This is a genomic window from Advenella incenata (assembly GCF_004217095.1).
Classification (GTDB): domain Bacteria; phylum Pseudomonadota; class Gammaproteobacteria; order Burkholderiales; family Burkholderiaceae_B; genus Advenella; species Advenella incenata.
Window position 1 is genome coordinate 414509 of sequence record NZ_SHKO01000001.1, and the last position, 13459, is coordinate 427967.

10 protein-coding genes are annotated in these 13459 nt (G+C 57.6%); 3 read left to right on the forward strand and 7 right to left on the reverse strand.

Going from position 1 to position 13459, the window contains the following annotated elements:
- Window positions 1-2 precede the first annotated feature (2 nt).
- From EV681_RS01905 to EV681_RS01925, 5 genes are all read right to left on the reverse strand, one after another.
- On the reverse strand, window positions 3-1586 hold the full coding sequence (locus EV681_RS01905) for a peptide ABC transporter substrate-binding protein (protein WP_128393672.1): 1584 nt from the start codon (window positions 1584-1586) through the stop codon (window positions 3-5).
- Window positions 1587-1689: 103 nt separating this feature from the next.
- The gene (locus EV681_RS01910) at window positions 1690-2757 is read right to left on the reverse strand and encodes an ABC transporter ATP-binding protein (protein ID WP_278044072.1); all 1068 of its coding nucleotides are present in this window, start codon (window positions 2755-2757) and stop codon (window positions 1690-1692) included.
- A complete protein-coding gene (locus EV681_RS01915) occupies window positions 2754-3707 on the reverse strand; it encodes an ABC transporter permease (protein ID WP_130303181.1) in 954 nt (317 codons plus the stop codon). Before EV681_RS01915 ends, EV681_RS01910 begins: the two co-directional genes overlap by 4 nt.
- The gene (locus tag EV681_RS01920) at window positions 3704-4636 is read right to left on the reverse strand and encodes an ABC transporter permease (RefSeq protein ID WP_128393675.1); all 933 of its coding nucleotides are present in this window, start codon (window positions 4634-4636) and stop codon (window positions 3704-3706) included. Before EV681_RS01920 ends, EV681_RS01915 begins: the two co-directional genes overlap by 4 nt.
- The gene (locus EV681_RS01925; RefSeq protein WP_128393676.1) at window positions 4633-5649 is read right to left on the reverse strand and encodes an ABC transporter ATP-binding protein; all 1017 of its coding nucleotides are present in this window, start codon (window positions 5647-5649) and stop codon (window positions 4633-4635) included. Before EV681_RS01925 ends, EV681_RS01920 begins: the two co-directional genes overlap by 4 nt.
- A 149-nt stretch (window positions 5650-5798) precedes the next feature.
- Here EV681_RS01925 and EV681_RS01930 point away from each other — a divergent pair, with 149 nt between their 5' ends.
- Window positions 5799-6578, forward strand: a complete 780-nt coding sequence (locus tag EV681_RS01930; protein WP_128393677.1) for a TlpA disulfide reductase family protein — start codon at window positions 5799-5801, stop codon at window positions 6576-6578.
- A gap of 193 nt (window positions 6579-6771) precedes the next feature.
- Here EV681_RS01930 and EV681_RS01935 read toward each other — a convergent pair whose 3' ends face one another.
- On the reverse strand, window positions 6772-8028 hold the full coding sequence (locus tag EV681_RS01935; protein WP_128393678.1) for an MFS transporter: 1257 nt from the start codon (window positions 8026-8028) through the stop codon (window positions 6772-6774).
- A 168-nt stretch (window positions 8029-8196) separates the two neighbouring features.
- On the opposite strand from EV681_RS01935, the gene EV681_RS01940 reads away from it, so the two are divergent.
- Window positions 8197-8970, forward strand: a complete 774-nt coding sequence (locus EV681_RS01940; protein ID WP_014749101.1) for a ferredoxin--NADP reductase — start codon at window positions 8197-8199, stop codon at window positions 8968-8970.
- Window positions 8971-9172: 202 nt separating this feature from the next.
- Here the strand turns inward: EV681_RS01940 and EV681_RS01945 are convergent, their stop codons facing one another.
- Window positions 9173-11023, reverse strand: a complete 1851-nt coding sequence (locus EV681_RS01945) for a UvrD-helicase domain-containing protein (protein WP_130303182.1) — start codon at window positions 11021-11023, stop codon at window positions 9173-9175.
- A 181-nt stretch (window positions 11024-11204) separates the two neighbouring features.
- Between EV681_RS01945 and EV681_RS01950 the strand changes: the two genes are divergently transcribed.
- Entirely contained in the window at window positions 11205-13379 is a 2175-nt protein-coding gene (locus EV681_RS01950) for a malate synthase G (protein ID WP_128393680.1), read from the forward strand.
- Window positions 13380-13459: the final 80 nt, after the last annotated feature.

Below are 13459 nucleotides of genomic sequence, written 5' to 3' on the forward strand. Positions count from 1 at the left end.
TTTTATTGAATATCTGCTGTTTTCAGGTCGATATAGCCAACCGGGTGCCGCAGAATGCCTGTGACACCGGTTTTCTGCATGAAGCCTTGATTGTAGAAGAACAATGGGAAAATAGGCATGTCTGCGAACAACACTTGCTGGGATTTTTGCAACAATTCCCATCTTCTGGCAGCGTCGGTTTCGTTTCGGGCGGTTTTGATCAGCGTATCGTACTCGCCGTTGGACCAGCCGGTGCGGTTCATGCTTGAGCTGCTCACAAAACTTTCCAATGCATTGTAAGGATCGGCATAGTCGTTGGTGAATGAGCTGCGGGAAAACTGCAACTTGCCGCCGCGCTGCTGGGTATAAAACACCTTGCTCTCTATGGCCTGCAGATGTACATCTACGCCCAGGTTTTCCTTGAACATGGCTTGCAGCGCCTGCGCAATTTTGCGGTCGTCAGGATTATTGATGTGGCTGAGCGTGACTGGTGGCAGTGTCGTATATTTTTCGGCTTCCATGCCCTTTTTCAGTAATGCCTTGGCCTGGGCTGCATCGGTTTTGACAAAGCCGTTGCTGGTTTGGTAGAAGTCTTTGCCATCGGGGCCGGTGAACCCCGGGCTGACGAAGGCGTCGGCTGCCTTGCGGCCCTGTTTGACAACATAATCGACAATATCCTGCCGGTTCACGGCCAGGGCGAAAGCGCGCCGGATGTCGGCATTCTGAAACGGCGGCATCTTGGTATTGAAGCGATAGAAATATACGCCTGCCTGTGGCACGGTCATAAATTCCTTGCTGTCTTTTACTTTTTCGTAAAGGGCTGCCGGCAACGGGGAAGGGGTAGCGTCCAATTCGCCGGTGCGAAACATCTGGTAACTGGTATTGAGGTCGTTAATCATCACCCAATCGACGGCATCCAGCTTGACGGCATCCTTGTCCCAGTAGTTCGGATTCTTTTCAAACCGCATGCTACTGGCATGCTCCCACTCCTTGAGCATGAACGGGCCGTTGCTTACATAGCTGTCGGCTTCGGTATGCCATTTGGGATTGGCCTGCGCCACCTTCTGGTTGACGGGAGCAAAACCCGGGTTGGTCAGAATGTTCAAAAACGACAGGCTGGGGGCATTGAGCGTCACCTGCAGGGTGTGCGGATCCAGCGCCCGAACGCCAAGCGCATCAGATTGGGCTTTGCCCGCATTGAAGTCTTGCGCGCCGACAATATCGTAGAGTAAAAAGGCGGCTGGCGAGGCGGTAGCCGGCGTCAGCAATTGGGTCCAGCCGTAGACAAAGTCACCGGCTGTGACCGGTGAGCCGTCAGACCATTTGGCATTTTTGCGCAAATGAAATGTGTAGGTTTTTCCGTCTGCAGAGACATCCCATTTTTCTGCCGTGGCGGGGGTCGCATTATGTTTCTCGTCCAGCCGCACCAGGCCTTCCATCAAATTGTTCAGCGGCTCCCAGGAAATCAGATTCAGGCCAAGGGCCGGATTTAGCGATGAGGGTTCTTCCACATTATTGAGGCGCAACACTTTTTCAGCGTGGGACAGGGTAGGCAGGGCGACGCCCAGTGCGGCAGTCAACAGCGCCGCAGACAGCAGATTTTTCATGGCAATTTCCAAACAAGTGAGCCCTTGACGGCATCTAATGTATGCAAACATACCTGAAAATGCAGGCGTCGTGGGCGCAAACGGGTCTGTCGAAACAACCGTATCAGATTTGGCCCGCTGCCCGGGCGGTCTGCGGCGCGCGGGCGTCGTGCAGCCAGCAGCGTACCGAACCCTGGGCAGGCAGGGCCGTAGCAGGCGGTGCGATCTGGCGACAGACGCGCATGGCATGCCTGCAGCGTGCGGCGAACGCGCAACCTGCAGGCGGGGCAAACAGGTCGGGCGGCTGGCCGGCAATAGCCTTCAGGCTGGCGGCCGGCATGTCCAGGCGCGGTACCGATGCCAGCAGCGCACGGGTATACGGATGGGCAGGCTGGGCAAACAGCGCATGGACCTCGGCAGTTTCGACGCATTGGCCGGCATACATGACCGTGACCCTGTCGGCGATGCCCGCGACCACGCCCAGGTCATGGGTAATGAGGATGATGGCAATGCCGGTGCGCGCCTGGATATCTTTGAACAGCGCCAGTATCTGGGCCTGGATGGTGACATCCAGCGCCGTGGTGGGCTCGTCTGCAATCAGCAGATCGGGATCGCACATTAATGCAATGGCGATCACGATACGCTGGCGCATGCCGCCGGAAAACTCATGCGGGAACTGTTTCAGCCGTTGCTGTGGGCTGGATATGCCCACCAGTTCAAGCATCTGTATGGCGCGCTCCCTGGCCTGATCTGCGCTATATTTCAAATGTCGTCGCACCCCTTCGGTCATCTGCTCGCCGATTGTGAGGGTGGGATTGAGCGCGGTCATCGGGTCCTGGAAAATGAGGGCAATCCGTCTGCCCTGGATCTCACGCCACTGCGCCGGTTTCAGTGTGGTCAGCTCGCGCCCGTCAAAGGTGATTGCGCCACCGGTAATCTGTGCCGTCGTGGCCGGCAGCAAACCCATGATGGCCTGGCTGGTGACCGATTTTCCACTGCCCGATTCACCAACAATGGCCAGTGTTTCGCCGCGTGCAACATGCAGGCAAACCTGGCGCAGCGCATGAACATGTCCGCCGTAGGTGCGAAAGCGTACCGAGAGGTCGTGCACCATCAGCAGCGGTTGCGGCTGACCAGTGGGTGGTGGTACGGATGCATCCGTTTTGCCGATAATAGTGTGCTGCATGCTCATTTGTTTTGCCCCAGTCGCGGATCCAGCGCATCCTGCAGCCCGTCGCCCACCACGTTGAAAGCGAACATGGTCAGGGAAATGAACAGGGCGGGGAAAAACAGTTGCCACCAGTCTCCCGACAGAATGACGCCCAGTGCATCGTTGGCCATGACACCCCAACTGGCATACGGCGCCTGCACGCCCAGTCCCAGGAAACTGAGAAAGGCTTCGGCGAAAATGGCAGTGGGGACGGTCAACGTCATCTGCACCAGAATCGGCCCCATTGAATTGGGCAGCAAATGGCGGCGAATGATATGGGCCGTGCCGGCGCCGAAAGAGCGGGCGGCGGTCACATACTCCTGGTTTTTCAACTGCAATACCTGGCCACGCACCAGTCGCGCCATGCTGATCCAGCCGGTAATGGTAAGCGCGATAATGATGGTAAGCAGGCTGGGTCCCATGACCACCATCAGTAAAATGACCACCAGCAAATAGGGCAGGCCATAGAGCACTTCCAGTACCCGCATCATGAAGATATCTGTCTTGCCGCCTTTGTATCCGCTATAGCCGCCGTAGGTGACGCCGATCAAAAAATCGATCAGCGCCGCCATGAAACCGACAAACAGTGAAATACGTGCGCCGTACCAGGTTCTGACGAAAATATCGCGGCCCAGATCATCGGTGCCGAACCAGTGCAGCGATGACGGCGGCATGTTCTGGCTTTTTAGATCCTGGGCAGTCACGGACCAGGTCGATAGTATGGGGGCAAGCGCCGCCATGATGATCAGCATGATCAGAAATGCCAGGCCGACAATGGCAGCAGGATTACTGCGCAGACGCCACCACGCATTGCGCCAGTAAGAGACGGAAGGGCGCAAGACATGCGCCACCGCTTGCGGGTCGGGCGGGGCCGCCTCGAACATGTCGTCGGTAATGACTGGTGTCTCTTGCGATGTCGCATGGCTGTTCATGATTGCCCCTTGCGGTGAAGCGCAATGCGCGGGTCTAGCAGACCGTAGGCAATGTCGACCAGAAACAGCATGAAGACAAGAATGGCGCTGTAGAACACGGTTGTGCCCATAATGACAGGATAGTCGCGGGTGCTGATGGAGTCGACGAAATAACGGCCCATGCCAGGGATGGCAAAGATTTTTTCAATTACGAATGTGCCCGTCAGGATGGAGGCTGCCAGCGTTCCGAGTAGTGTCACCACCGGCAGCAGGGCATTGCGCAGGCCATGCCGCACCACAATACGCCATGGTGAAAGCCCCTTTGCGCGCGCCATCGTCATGTAGTCCTGCGTCAGTACATCGAGCATGCTCGAGCGGGTGATGCGAGCCAGGATGGCCATAGGCGTGACTGCCAGGGCAATCACCGGCAGTACCTTGTGCCACGGCGTACGCCAGGTGGCGGCAGGAAACCAGCCCAGGCCCACCGAGAGCTCCTGTATGAGCAATGTCGCCAGCACAAAGTTGGGAATGGAAATGCCAACCACCGCCACAGCCATGACCACGCGGTCGATCAGCCGGTTATGCCGCAATGCCGCCACAGTGCCTGCGGCTATGCCGGACAGGGTCGCAACCACAAGCGCAATCAGGCCCAGCTCAAACGACACCGGAAACCCACGGGCCAGCAGTGTATTGACCGAGGTATCCGGATTGGAAATGGAAGGGCCATAGTCGAATGTGATAATGGCTTTGAGGTAATGCAGGTATTGCACCGGTAGCGACTGGTCCAGCTTATAGAAGGCCCGCAGGTTGTCCTGCACCGCCGCGCTGGTCTGTCGTTCCTGATCAAAGGGCGTGCCGGGAATCAAATGCATCAGCACGAAGGTGAGCGTGGCGATAATGAAAATGGTGCCCAGCATCAGCGCAAACCGCTGCAGAATATATTTTTTCATGGGCGCGATCCGTTGGCATCCAGCGCATGGCAGGCGGCAAAGTGTCCCGTAGCGTGTTCGCGCCACACGGGCGTCTCGCTCTGGCAGACCGCCATGGCCTTTGGGCAGCGCGACTTGAAAGCGCAGCCGGTGGTGGGCGCCAGCGGACTGGGCAATTCGCCATGAAGCACCTGGCTGGTCCGCTGCCGTTGTATTTGCGGGTCGGGAACCGGAATCGCAGACAGCAAGGCCTGCGTGTAGGGGTGTAGCGGGTTGTGATAGAGTTCGTGGCTGCCGGCCAGCTCTGCCATGTAACCCATATACATGACGCCCACCCGGTCCGAGACGTATTGCACCATGGAAAGGTCATGGGCAATAAACAGGAATGTCAGTTTGCGTTCCCGTTGCAGGCGCTGCAGCAACTGCACGATTTGCGCCTGAATGGAGACATCCAGTGCGGAAATGGGCTCGTCGGCAACAATGAATGCCGGTTCAAGCGCGAGTGCCCGAGCGATGCCGATACGCTGGCGCTGGCCGCCGGAAAACTCATGCGGATAACGTCGGGCAAACGAGGCGTTCAACCCGACTTCTTCAAGCAGCATGCCGACTCGCTGTGCCTTTTCCTGTTTACTCGGGTACAGACCGTGGATATCCAGCGGCTCGGCAATCAGGTCAAATACGCTGGCGCGGGGATTCAGGCTGGCATAGGGATCCTGGAAAATCATCTGCATGTCGCGCAGCAGCTTGCGGCGCGCATGGCCTTTGACTTGGTGAATGTTCTGGCCACGAAAGGTAACATGGCCCGCTGTCGGATCGTAAAGGCCCAGCACGCTGCGGCCCGTTGTGGATTTGCCGCAACCGGATTCGCCCACCAGTCCCAGCGTTTCGCCTTCGTGAATATCAAATGACACGCCATTGACGGCGTATACACATTGCTGCCTGCCCAGATCAAAGTGTTTTTTCAGATTGTGCACCGACACCAGCACCGGACGGTCGGTGCTGGTACAGGCAGATTGGGTGGACGCAGTAGTCATTCGCTAATAAAAGAGTGCCGGCACAGGCCGGCATTGTGTTGGTGTCAGTGTCGATATTATATGCAAAGCATTGGCGGGGATATTGCAGTTAGCCCTGATGCTATGATGTGGGCGGTATTTTCAGGGTTTTCTACAATGGTTTTTCTGCAATGGCGATAGGTCCTTTTTTCTTTGCGCCCATGGTGCTTGCGGTTATGGCGGGTGTGATTGCGCTGCTGGCCGGTTGTGCGGTGCTTACCCGCCGGGTCAGCCCGCAATTTGATCGCTGGCCCTGGCTGGCGATGCTGATGATACTGGCCAGTGCCCGGCTGGGCTTTGTCATTCGCCACTGGGATAGTTTTCTGACCGAGCCCTGGCGCATCTTCTATTTCTGGCAGGGTGGCTTTGACATCGGGTGGGCCATCGCTGCAGCGGTGGTCTCTCTGGTGCTGTTGCAGGGCTGGCGCCTGCGCGCGTTTGGCGGCGCACTGCTTGGCCTGGTGGCCGCGGTGATGGTCTCGCTGGCGCTGCTGGTGCCCGGTCCGCTCGCTCAGCCTTTGCCGGCCATGGCATTGCCAGACATGAACGGTCAAATGCACAATCTGAAGGATCTGAGCAACCAGAAGGTGGTCATCAACCTGTGGGCGACCTGGTGCGGCCCGTGCCGTCGCGAAATGCCCATGCTGGAGCAGGCGGCCCGGCAAAACCCGGATGTACGGTTTCTGTTTGTGAATCAGGGAGAGTCGGCGGCCACGATCGAAAACTATTTGCGGCAGGAGGGACTGGACCTGAGCCAGTGGATTCGACTGGATCCCAACTCCACCATGTCAGCACAGTTTCAGACGCGCGGTCTGCCAACAACGTTGTTCTTTAATGGCAACGCATTGCAGCGCACCCAGGTGGGCGAAATCAGTCGCGAAGTGCTGAGCGAAAAACTGGACGGTCTGTAGCCTGGCGCCCAGTGCGCTGCGGCCGTCGCCCGCGCGGGTTGGCGGGCGAAGGGCTAATGGGGGCAGTCCGGTGGCTGTGGCGGCGTAGGTTGCATATTGCTGCGCCAGGGCGACACCTCGGATGTGCCTTTTTGACACATGCCATCCGGTCTGCCGCCAGCGATAGCCATGGCACCCCTGCTGCGGTATTCGATCAGGCGGCAGGAATGATCGGGCCCGGCGTGATCACGCGCATGGTTCTGCGCATCAGCGGTGGTGTCAATGCGGCAAATATCAACATTAGCAGGCCATTCATGACGCACAGGGCCGCCAGGCCCCAATGTACATAAACCAGCTTGAACAGCTCGATGCCCACTGCCTGTATCAGCATCATGATCAGGCTCATGACAGCGGCCACGACACCTTTGGGCTGATCGGACGCCATCAGGGTAAAGCGATACAAAACCGCAAAGCTAATGCCCTGGGCAAACGCCGAGAGGGCCAGCCCGGCAACCAGCCCCAGGTATTCAAAGGACGGAATAAAGCCGGCCAGCATCAGCAGAACGCCGCCGGCAATCATCAGCGGCATGGAAAAGTACACCGATTGCCCTACCGGAAAACGCGGCGCGTATTTGGCCAGCGCCAGATTGCCGACAATCAGGCTGATGAAAATGGGTAGCTGGGACAGCCCGTAGCCCATGTTGGTCATGCCCATATCCTTGATCAGAAATACCGGCGACAGGCCGATCCAGACCAGCATGGGCAATACGATCAACGGAAAATAAAGCGTCAGTTGCATAAACAGCCGGTTCTTGAACACCAGTCGGTACTGCTGCCAGATCTGCGCCGGCGGTTTTTTGGGCAGGGCCAGATTAACTGTCTCGGGCATGTGCAGGAACAGCCCCACCAGCGAGACACAGGCGATCATGGCAATAATGACAAAGCCCCAGTGCCATGACACCACGCTGATCAGGGCAGCGCCGGCCAGCGGGCCCAGCAGGGGAGCGACCATGGAAATATTGGCCATCAGCGCCATCACGCGAATGGCCGTGAGTTCTTCAAACGCCTCCTGTATGCTGACATAGCCGACTGCCGCAATGAAGCACAGCCCCATTCCCTGCAGGAAACGCAGCAGCATGAACCATTCGATGGTGGGGGCCAGCAGAATCAGAAAGTTGGTCGCGATGAAGTACATCACGCCCGCCAGCATGATGCGGCGTCGTCCGTAGCGGTCGGACAAAGGCCCGATCAGCCAGGTCAGACATGCGCCGCCCAGAATATACAGCGACATGGACGAGGCCACCCAGGCGTCGTCTACGCCATATTCGGCGGTAATGGTGAGCATGGCGGGCTGAACCATGTCGTTGCCGATATAGGCGGACAGTTCATACAGCACCATGGCCAGGGGAAACAGCAGCATCGAAAGGCTGATAAGCCGTTTGTCGGAGGGCTTGCGCGAAGAGGGAGGCATGGGGAAATAACCAGGAAGATGTGCCGAATTATAGCAAGGCGGCAGTGCGACTGTGATTTAACCACTAAAATAAAGGGTTCTTTGATTAGCGACAAGTATTGTGCCTAGTACAATTGCAATAATTGTCCATTCTGTGTTTTTTTATTCCCCCTGAAGGTACGTTTTACAATGGCCGCATTTCTGGAAGGCAAAGTCCTCAGCATCCACCACTGGACAGACAGACTGTTCAGTTTTACCACTACCCGTGATCAGGCATTGCGTTTTTCCAACGGGCATTTCACCATGATTGGGTTGCCAGTTAATGGCAAACCGTTGCTGCGTGCGTATAGTATTGCCAGCGCCAATTATGAAGATCACCTGGAGTTTCTCAGCATCAAGGTGCCTGACGGCCCGCTCACCTCGCGCCTGCAGCATATCCAGGTGGGCGACAGCATCATTGTGGGTCGCAAGCCTACGGGAACCCTGTTGGTGGACTATCTGCTTCCCGGCAAGCGCCTGTATATGCTGGCCACCGGAACCGGGTTGGCCCCCTTTATGAGCCTGATTCGCGATCCGGAAACCTACGAGCGTTTTGACGAGGTCATCCTGGTGCACGGGGTACGATTTGCCAACGAACTGTGCTATCACGACTACATTACGAATGAGTTGCCCAAGCACGAATTCCTGGGTGAAATGGTCTCGGAAAAGCTCAAGTACTACCCGACGGTCACGCGCGAGCCATTTCGCAATGAAGGCCGGATCACCGCACTGCTGGAGTCTGGCAAGCTGTTTACAGACCTGGGCGTGCCGGCCCTGAACCCCGAGACCGACCGCGCCATGATTTGTGGCAGCCCCGAGATGCTGCGCGACCTGAAAACGGCGCTGGAGCGTCGTGGTTTCAGCGAAGGCAATACCTCGCGCCCAGGTGCGTTTGTGATTGAACGGGCATTTGCCGAACAGTAACGCTGTTTATCGGCCAAGCGCCAATCTGGTGTATGCCAGGGCATACCGGCCGTGCAGCAGTCGGTTGTGGCGGTTTTGTCCGCCACTGCCACCGGCGCAGGCATGTAGCGGTGATGCCTGACAGCGTTCCGAACGTGAGATCCTGATCGACGCTAAACAGGTTGTCAGCGTGTTACAGCACGGTACGCAGGCTGCGCTATGCCTATGCCGGCTCCCTGGCCGGGCGAAACAGCGTCAGTGACTTGCGTGCCCGGGTGCAGGCGACGTAATACCGGTTGCGCTCCACATCGGGAGCATCGGTCTGACTGCGGAATGTCGTTTCCGCGGTGTCATAGACCAGCACATGATCATATTCATGACCTTTGGCTTCGGTGACCGTAAGCAGGGGCACGCCGCCGCGTGTACTGCAACGGGCCGCCACGGCTGCCAGCACTGCGGGCCATGCCTGCATTGGCATTGGCTGTTGCTGCAAATACATCAATAATCCTTCCCAGCCCTGCAGTAGCGATTCGTCCAGCAGTCGCTGCGGCGTGGTCAGGTTCCGGAACAAGTCGGCCTGCCGTGCAAACGTCTGCAGCGCCTCGGCGGCGCCGGCGTCCGGCGCTTGCGGTGTGGTCAGCCACAGTTGCAGGGCATGCTTCAGGCTGGGGGCAAACACCGCTTCGCGTGCAGCGAGCCAGTTTTCCATGTACATGCGCAAATTGCCGGGCGTTAACCCGGTTTGCGCCAACTCACGCATCGTGTCAGGCGCCAGGCAGCCGGGCAGCGAAGAAAATTGTCGCAAGGCCAGCGACAGCGTGCGCAACTGAGCGGTGGCTTGCGGAAAACGCAAGGCATACAGGATGGTCGCAATGCCGATTGCCGGCGTGCTTGCCAGCGGCCAGGCCAGTTTGATGGAGGCGGGGGCGTGACACAATAGGGAAAACGCCGCACGAATCCGGTCCGGACCATGACGACAGACGATACTTTGTTTGCTCAGGGGGGCCAGTGCGCCGGCGTCCTCCCAGTTGCCACTGCAGTACATTACCGGCGTATCGGAGACGACGCCCGAGGTAATGGTCCGCTGCGTGAGTTCTCCTGCCAGCGTGGCCAGTTCCGGACCGAAGCGATAGCTGGTCAGGCTGTTTACCCGCCTGGCGGAAAAATCCCGGACAAAGGCGTCGAAAACCAACTCGGTATTGGCGCCGCGCCAGGCAAAAATGGTTTGGTAACGGTCGCCTACGGCCATTAACCTGTGGGCGTGCCGGCCAATGCGCGACAGCAGCATCAATTGCAGGGGCGTGGTGTCATGAAACTCGTCGATCAGCACAAACTTGTAGGCAGCGGCGCTGCCCGGTAGTTCGGCGCCATTGTCCAGCGCTTCAAGCAAGTCATAGGAGGCTTCAGATACCAGGCGAAAGCCATACATGCCTTTGCTGCGCTCAGGCTTATAGGCCGGATCCAGCAGGGCGTCGTCCGGATCACTCGCTTCGGGTTTCCAGTGGGCGCGCAGGGCATCATAGCGAAGGAAAACGGCACGCACCAACTCGGGCGGATGGTGCAGGCCATCTCCGAACGCGGCTTGTTCTTCCTCTGTCGATTCGGCCTGCCAGGCCAGGGATGCCCGGTAATAATCCAGATCGGACATCAGTTTTTCCATGGCGTCGGTGGACAGCGCGGGCGCCTGCAGTGTCACGGCGTCGTCTTGTTCGGACCGATCCTGCAGGTCCTGGCATACATCGCTCACCAGATCGGGCAGCAGGTCGGTCACAATGGCATTGCGATCCAGCACATAGCGTTCATCGCCCAGGCGCCGCAATAAAAAGTGCGCCAGGCCGTCAATGGTAAAGATGTGCAGATTCGTATTGGCTCCCGGTTCCAGGCGTCGCGTGCGCATATAGTTCTGCAGGACGTCACGGCCGGCACGGCTGAAGGTGACCAGCAGCGTGCGGCCCTGAGTCACGCACTGCTCTGCTTCCTGGGCAATCAGCGTCGTTTTGCCGCTGCCGGCCACCCCTTCGATCAGCAAGGCACGATCGGAGTATTGGTCAAACAGAAGCGGAGAACTTATCATATTGAAAATAAATAAAAAATTAACTGCATTAATGTGTACCGAAAGTAAATTCTCAAATAACTGTCTGCTGTCTTGAGGCTGCCTGCGGGAGTCGTCATAATAGCAATAATCAGGGTAAAGAGCGGGCCAAATGCCTGGGCCGCGCCACCCGACATCAACAAATCATCAATCAGGAGCCAATATGACCGACCGTACCCAGGTTCACAGCCTTCAGATCGCCACCGTGCTGAAAAATTTCGTTGATCAGGAAGCCCTGCCGGGCACCGGTGTAGACGCCGACGCGTTCTGGAAGGGACTGGATGCGCTCATCAACGAGCTGGCGCCGGAAAATAAGGCATTGCTGGCCGAACGCGACCGCATCCAGGCCAAAATGGATGAGTGGTACCGCCAACATCCCGGCAAGATTGCCGACATGCAAGCCTACAAAGCCTATCTGAAGGAAATCGGCTATCTGAAAGACGCGCCTGCCACCGTGCAGGTCAATACCAGCAATGTTGATTACGAAATTACCAACCAGGCCGGCCCGCAGCTGGTGGTACCCATTACCAACGCCCGTTATGCGTTGAACGCTGCCAATGCGCGTTGGGGTAGCCTGTATGATGCCCTGTACGGCACCGATGCACTGAGCGAAGACGACGGCGCGACGCGCGATGGCGGCTATAACCCCAAGCGCGGCGAAAAAGTCATTGCCTTTGCCCGTGACTTCCTGGATCAGACCATCCCCCTGCAAAATGGCTCGCACAAGGATGCCACAGCCTACACTGCAGAAAACGGAGCACTGTCCGTCACGCTGGCCGATGGCAGTAAAACCACGCTGGCCGATGCAGACCTGTACCTGGGACACCGGGGCGATGCGGCAGCCCCCGAGGCGCTGATTTTCCGCCAGAACGGCTTGCATTTTGAAGTGCAGATCGACAAATCCAATCCTATTGGCAAACAGGACAAGGCGGGCGTCAAGGACGTCCTGCTCGAGGCCGCGCTCTCCACCATCATGGACTGCGAAGACTCGATCGCGGCAGTGGACGCCGAAGACAAAGTGCTGGTGTATCGTAACTGGCTGGGCCTGATGAACGGCACGTTGGCCGAAGAAGTGTCCAAAGGCGGCAAAACCTTCACCCGTAAACTTAATCCCGATCGCCAGTACACAGGTAAAGACGGCAAACCAGCCACACTGGCCGGTCGCTCGCTCATGTTCATTCGCAACGTGGGTCACTTGATGACCAATCCCGCCATCCTGGACAAGGACGGCAATGAAACGCCCGAAGGCATCCTGGATGCCGTGTTTACCAGTCTGGTGGCCATGCACGACTTGAAGCGCGATGGCGGCAACTCGCGCAAGGGTTCTATCTATATCGTGAAACCCAAAATGCACGGGCCCGATGAAGTGGCGTTTGCCAGCAAGCTGTTCGGCCGGACCGAGCAACTGCTTGGATTGGCGCCCAATACCATCAAAATGGGCGTGATGGACGAAGAGCGTCGCACCAGCGTCAACCTGAAGGCGTGTATTGCGGCTGCGGCCGATCGCGTGGCGTTCATCAACACCGGGTTCCTGGATCGTACCGGTGACGAAATGCATACCTCCATGGAAGCGGGCCCCATGATCCGCAAGGGGGACATGAAAAAATCGTCCTGGATCGATGCCTACGAAAAACGCAACGTGTTGTTCGGCCTGGCTTGCGGGCTGCAGGGCAAGTCGCAGATTGGCAAGGGCATGTGGGCCATGCCCGACCTGATGGCCGATATGCTGGCGCAAAAAGGCGCGCAACTGAAGGCCGGCGCCAATACGGCATGGGTGCCTTCTCCAACAGCAGCCACGCTGCATGCGCTTCACTACCATCAGACCGATGTTGTGCAAGTGCAGAACAGTTTGAAAAATGATACCGACGAGCGTCTTGACGCTTTGCTGACCATCCCGGTCGCCGACAACACCAATTGGACCGACGCCGACAAACAGCAGGAACTGGACAACAATGCCCAGGGAATCCTGGGTTACGTGGTGCGTTGGGTTGACCAGGGTGTTGGCTGCTCCAAAGTGCCTGATATCCATAACGTTGGCCTGATGGAAGACCGCGCCACGCTGCGCATTTCCAGCCAGCATATGGCCAACTGGCTGCGCCACGGTATCGTGACCGAAGAACAGGTTATGGAAACCATGAAACGCATGGCCGGTGTCGTTGACAAACAGAACGAAGGCGATGCCCTGTATCGCCCCATGACAGGCAACTTTGAGACATCTCCAGCGTTCCTTGCTGCGTGCGATCTGGTCTTCAAAGGCGTGCAGCAGCCCAATGGCTACACCGAGCCTCTGCTGCATCAGTGGCGTCAGAAAGCCAAACAGCAGTACGGCATCAAATAAGGTATTGCTTATTGCACCGCGCTCATTTTAAGCGCGGGCATGGCAGTGTCAAACCGGTAGTCTTAGAATGCACCTTAACT

Bases quoted from the DNA above. Each gene is read 5' to 3' on its own strand.
- EV681_RS01950 (WP_128393680.1), top strand. From the start codon at position 11,205: ATGACCGACCGTACCCAGGTTCACAGCCTTCAGATCGCCACCGTGCTG.
- EV681_RS01930 (WP_128393677.1), top strand. From the start codon at position 5,799: ATGGCGATAGGTCCTTTTTTCTTTGCGCCCATGGTGCTTGCGGTTATG.
- EV681_RS01910 (WP_278044072.1), bottom strand. From the start codon at position 2,757: ATGAGCATGCAGCACACTATTATCGGCAAAACGGATGCATCCGTACCA.
- EV681_RS01915 (WP_130303181.1), bottom strand. From the start codon at position 3,707: ATGAACAGCCATGCGACATCGCAAGAGACACCAGTCATTACCGACGAC.
- EV681_RS01940 (WP_014749101.1), top strand. From the start codon at position 8,197: ATGGCCGCATTTCTGGAAGGCAAAGTCCTCAGCATCCACCACTGGACA.
- EV681_RS01935 (WP_128393678.1), bottom strand. From the start codon at position 8,028: ATGCCTCCCTCTTCGCGCAAGCCCTCCGACAAACGGCTTATCAGCCTT.
- EV681_RS01925 (WP_128393676.1), bottom strand. From the start codon at position 5,649: ATGACTACTGCGTCCACCCAATCTGCCTGTACCAGCACCGACCGTCCG.
- EV681_RS01905 (WP_128393672.1), bottom strand. From the start codon at position 1,586: ATGAAAAATCTGCTGTCTGCGGCGCTGTTGACTGCCGCACTGGGCGTC.
- EV681_RS01945 (WP_130303182.1), bottom strand. From the start codon at position 11,023: ATGATAAGTTCTCCGCTTCTGTTTGACCAATACTCCGATCGTGCCTTG.
- EV681_RS01920 (WP_128393675.1), bottom strand. From the start codon at position 4,636: ATGAAAAAATATATTCTGCAGCGGTTTGCGCTGATGCTGGGCACCATT.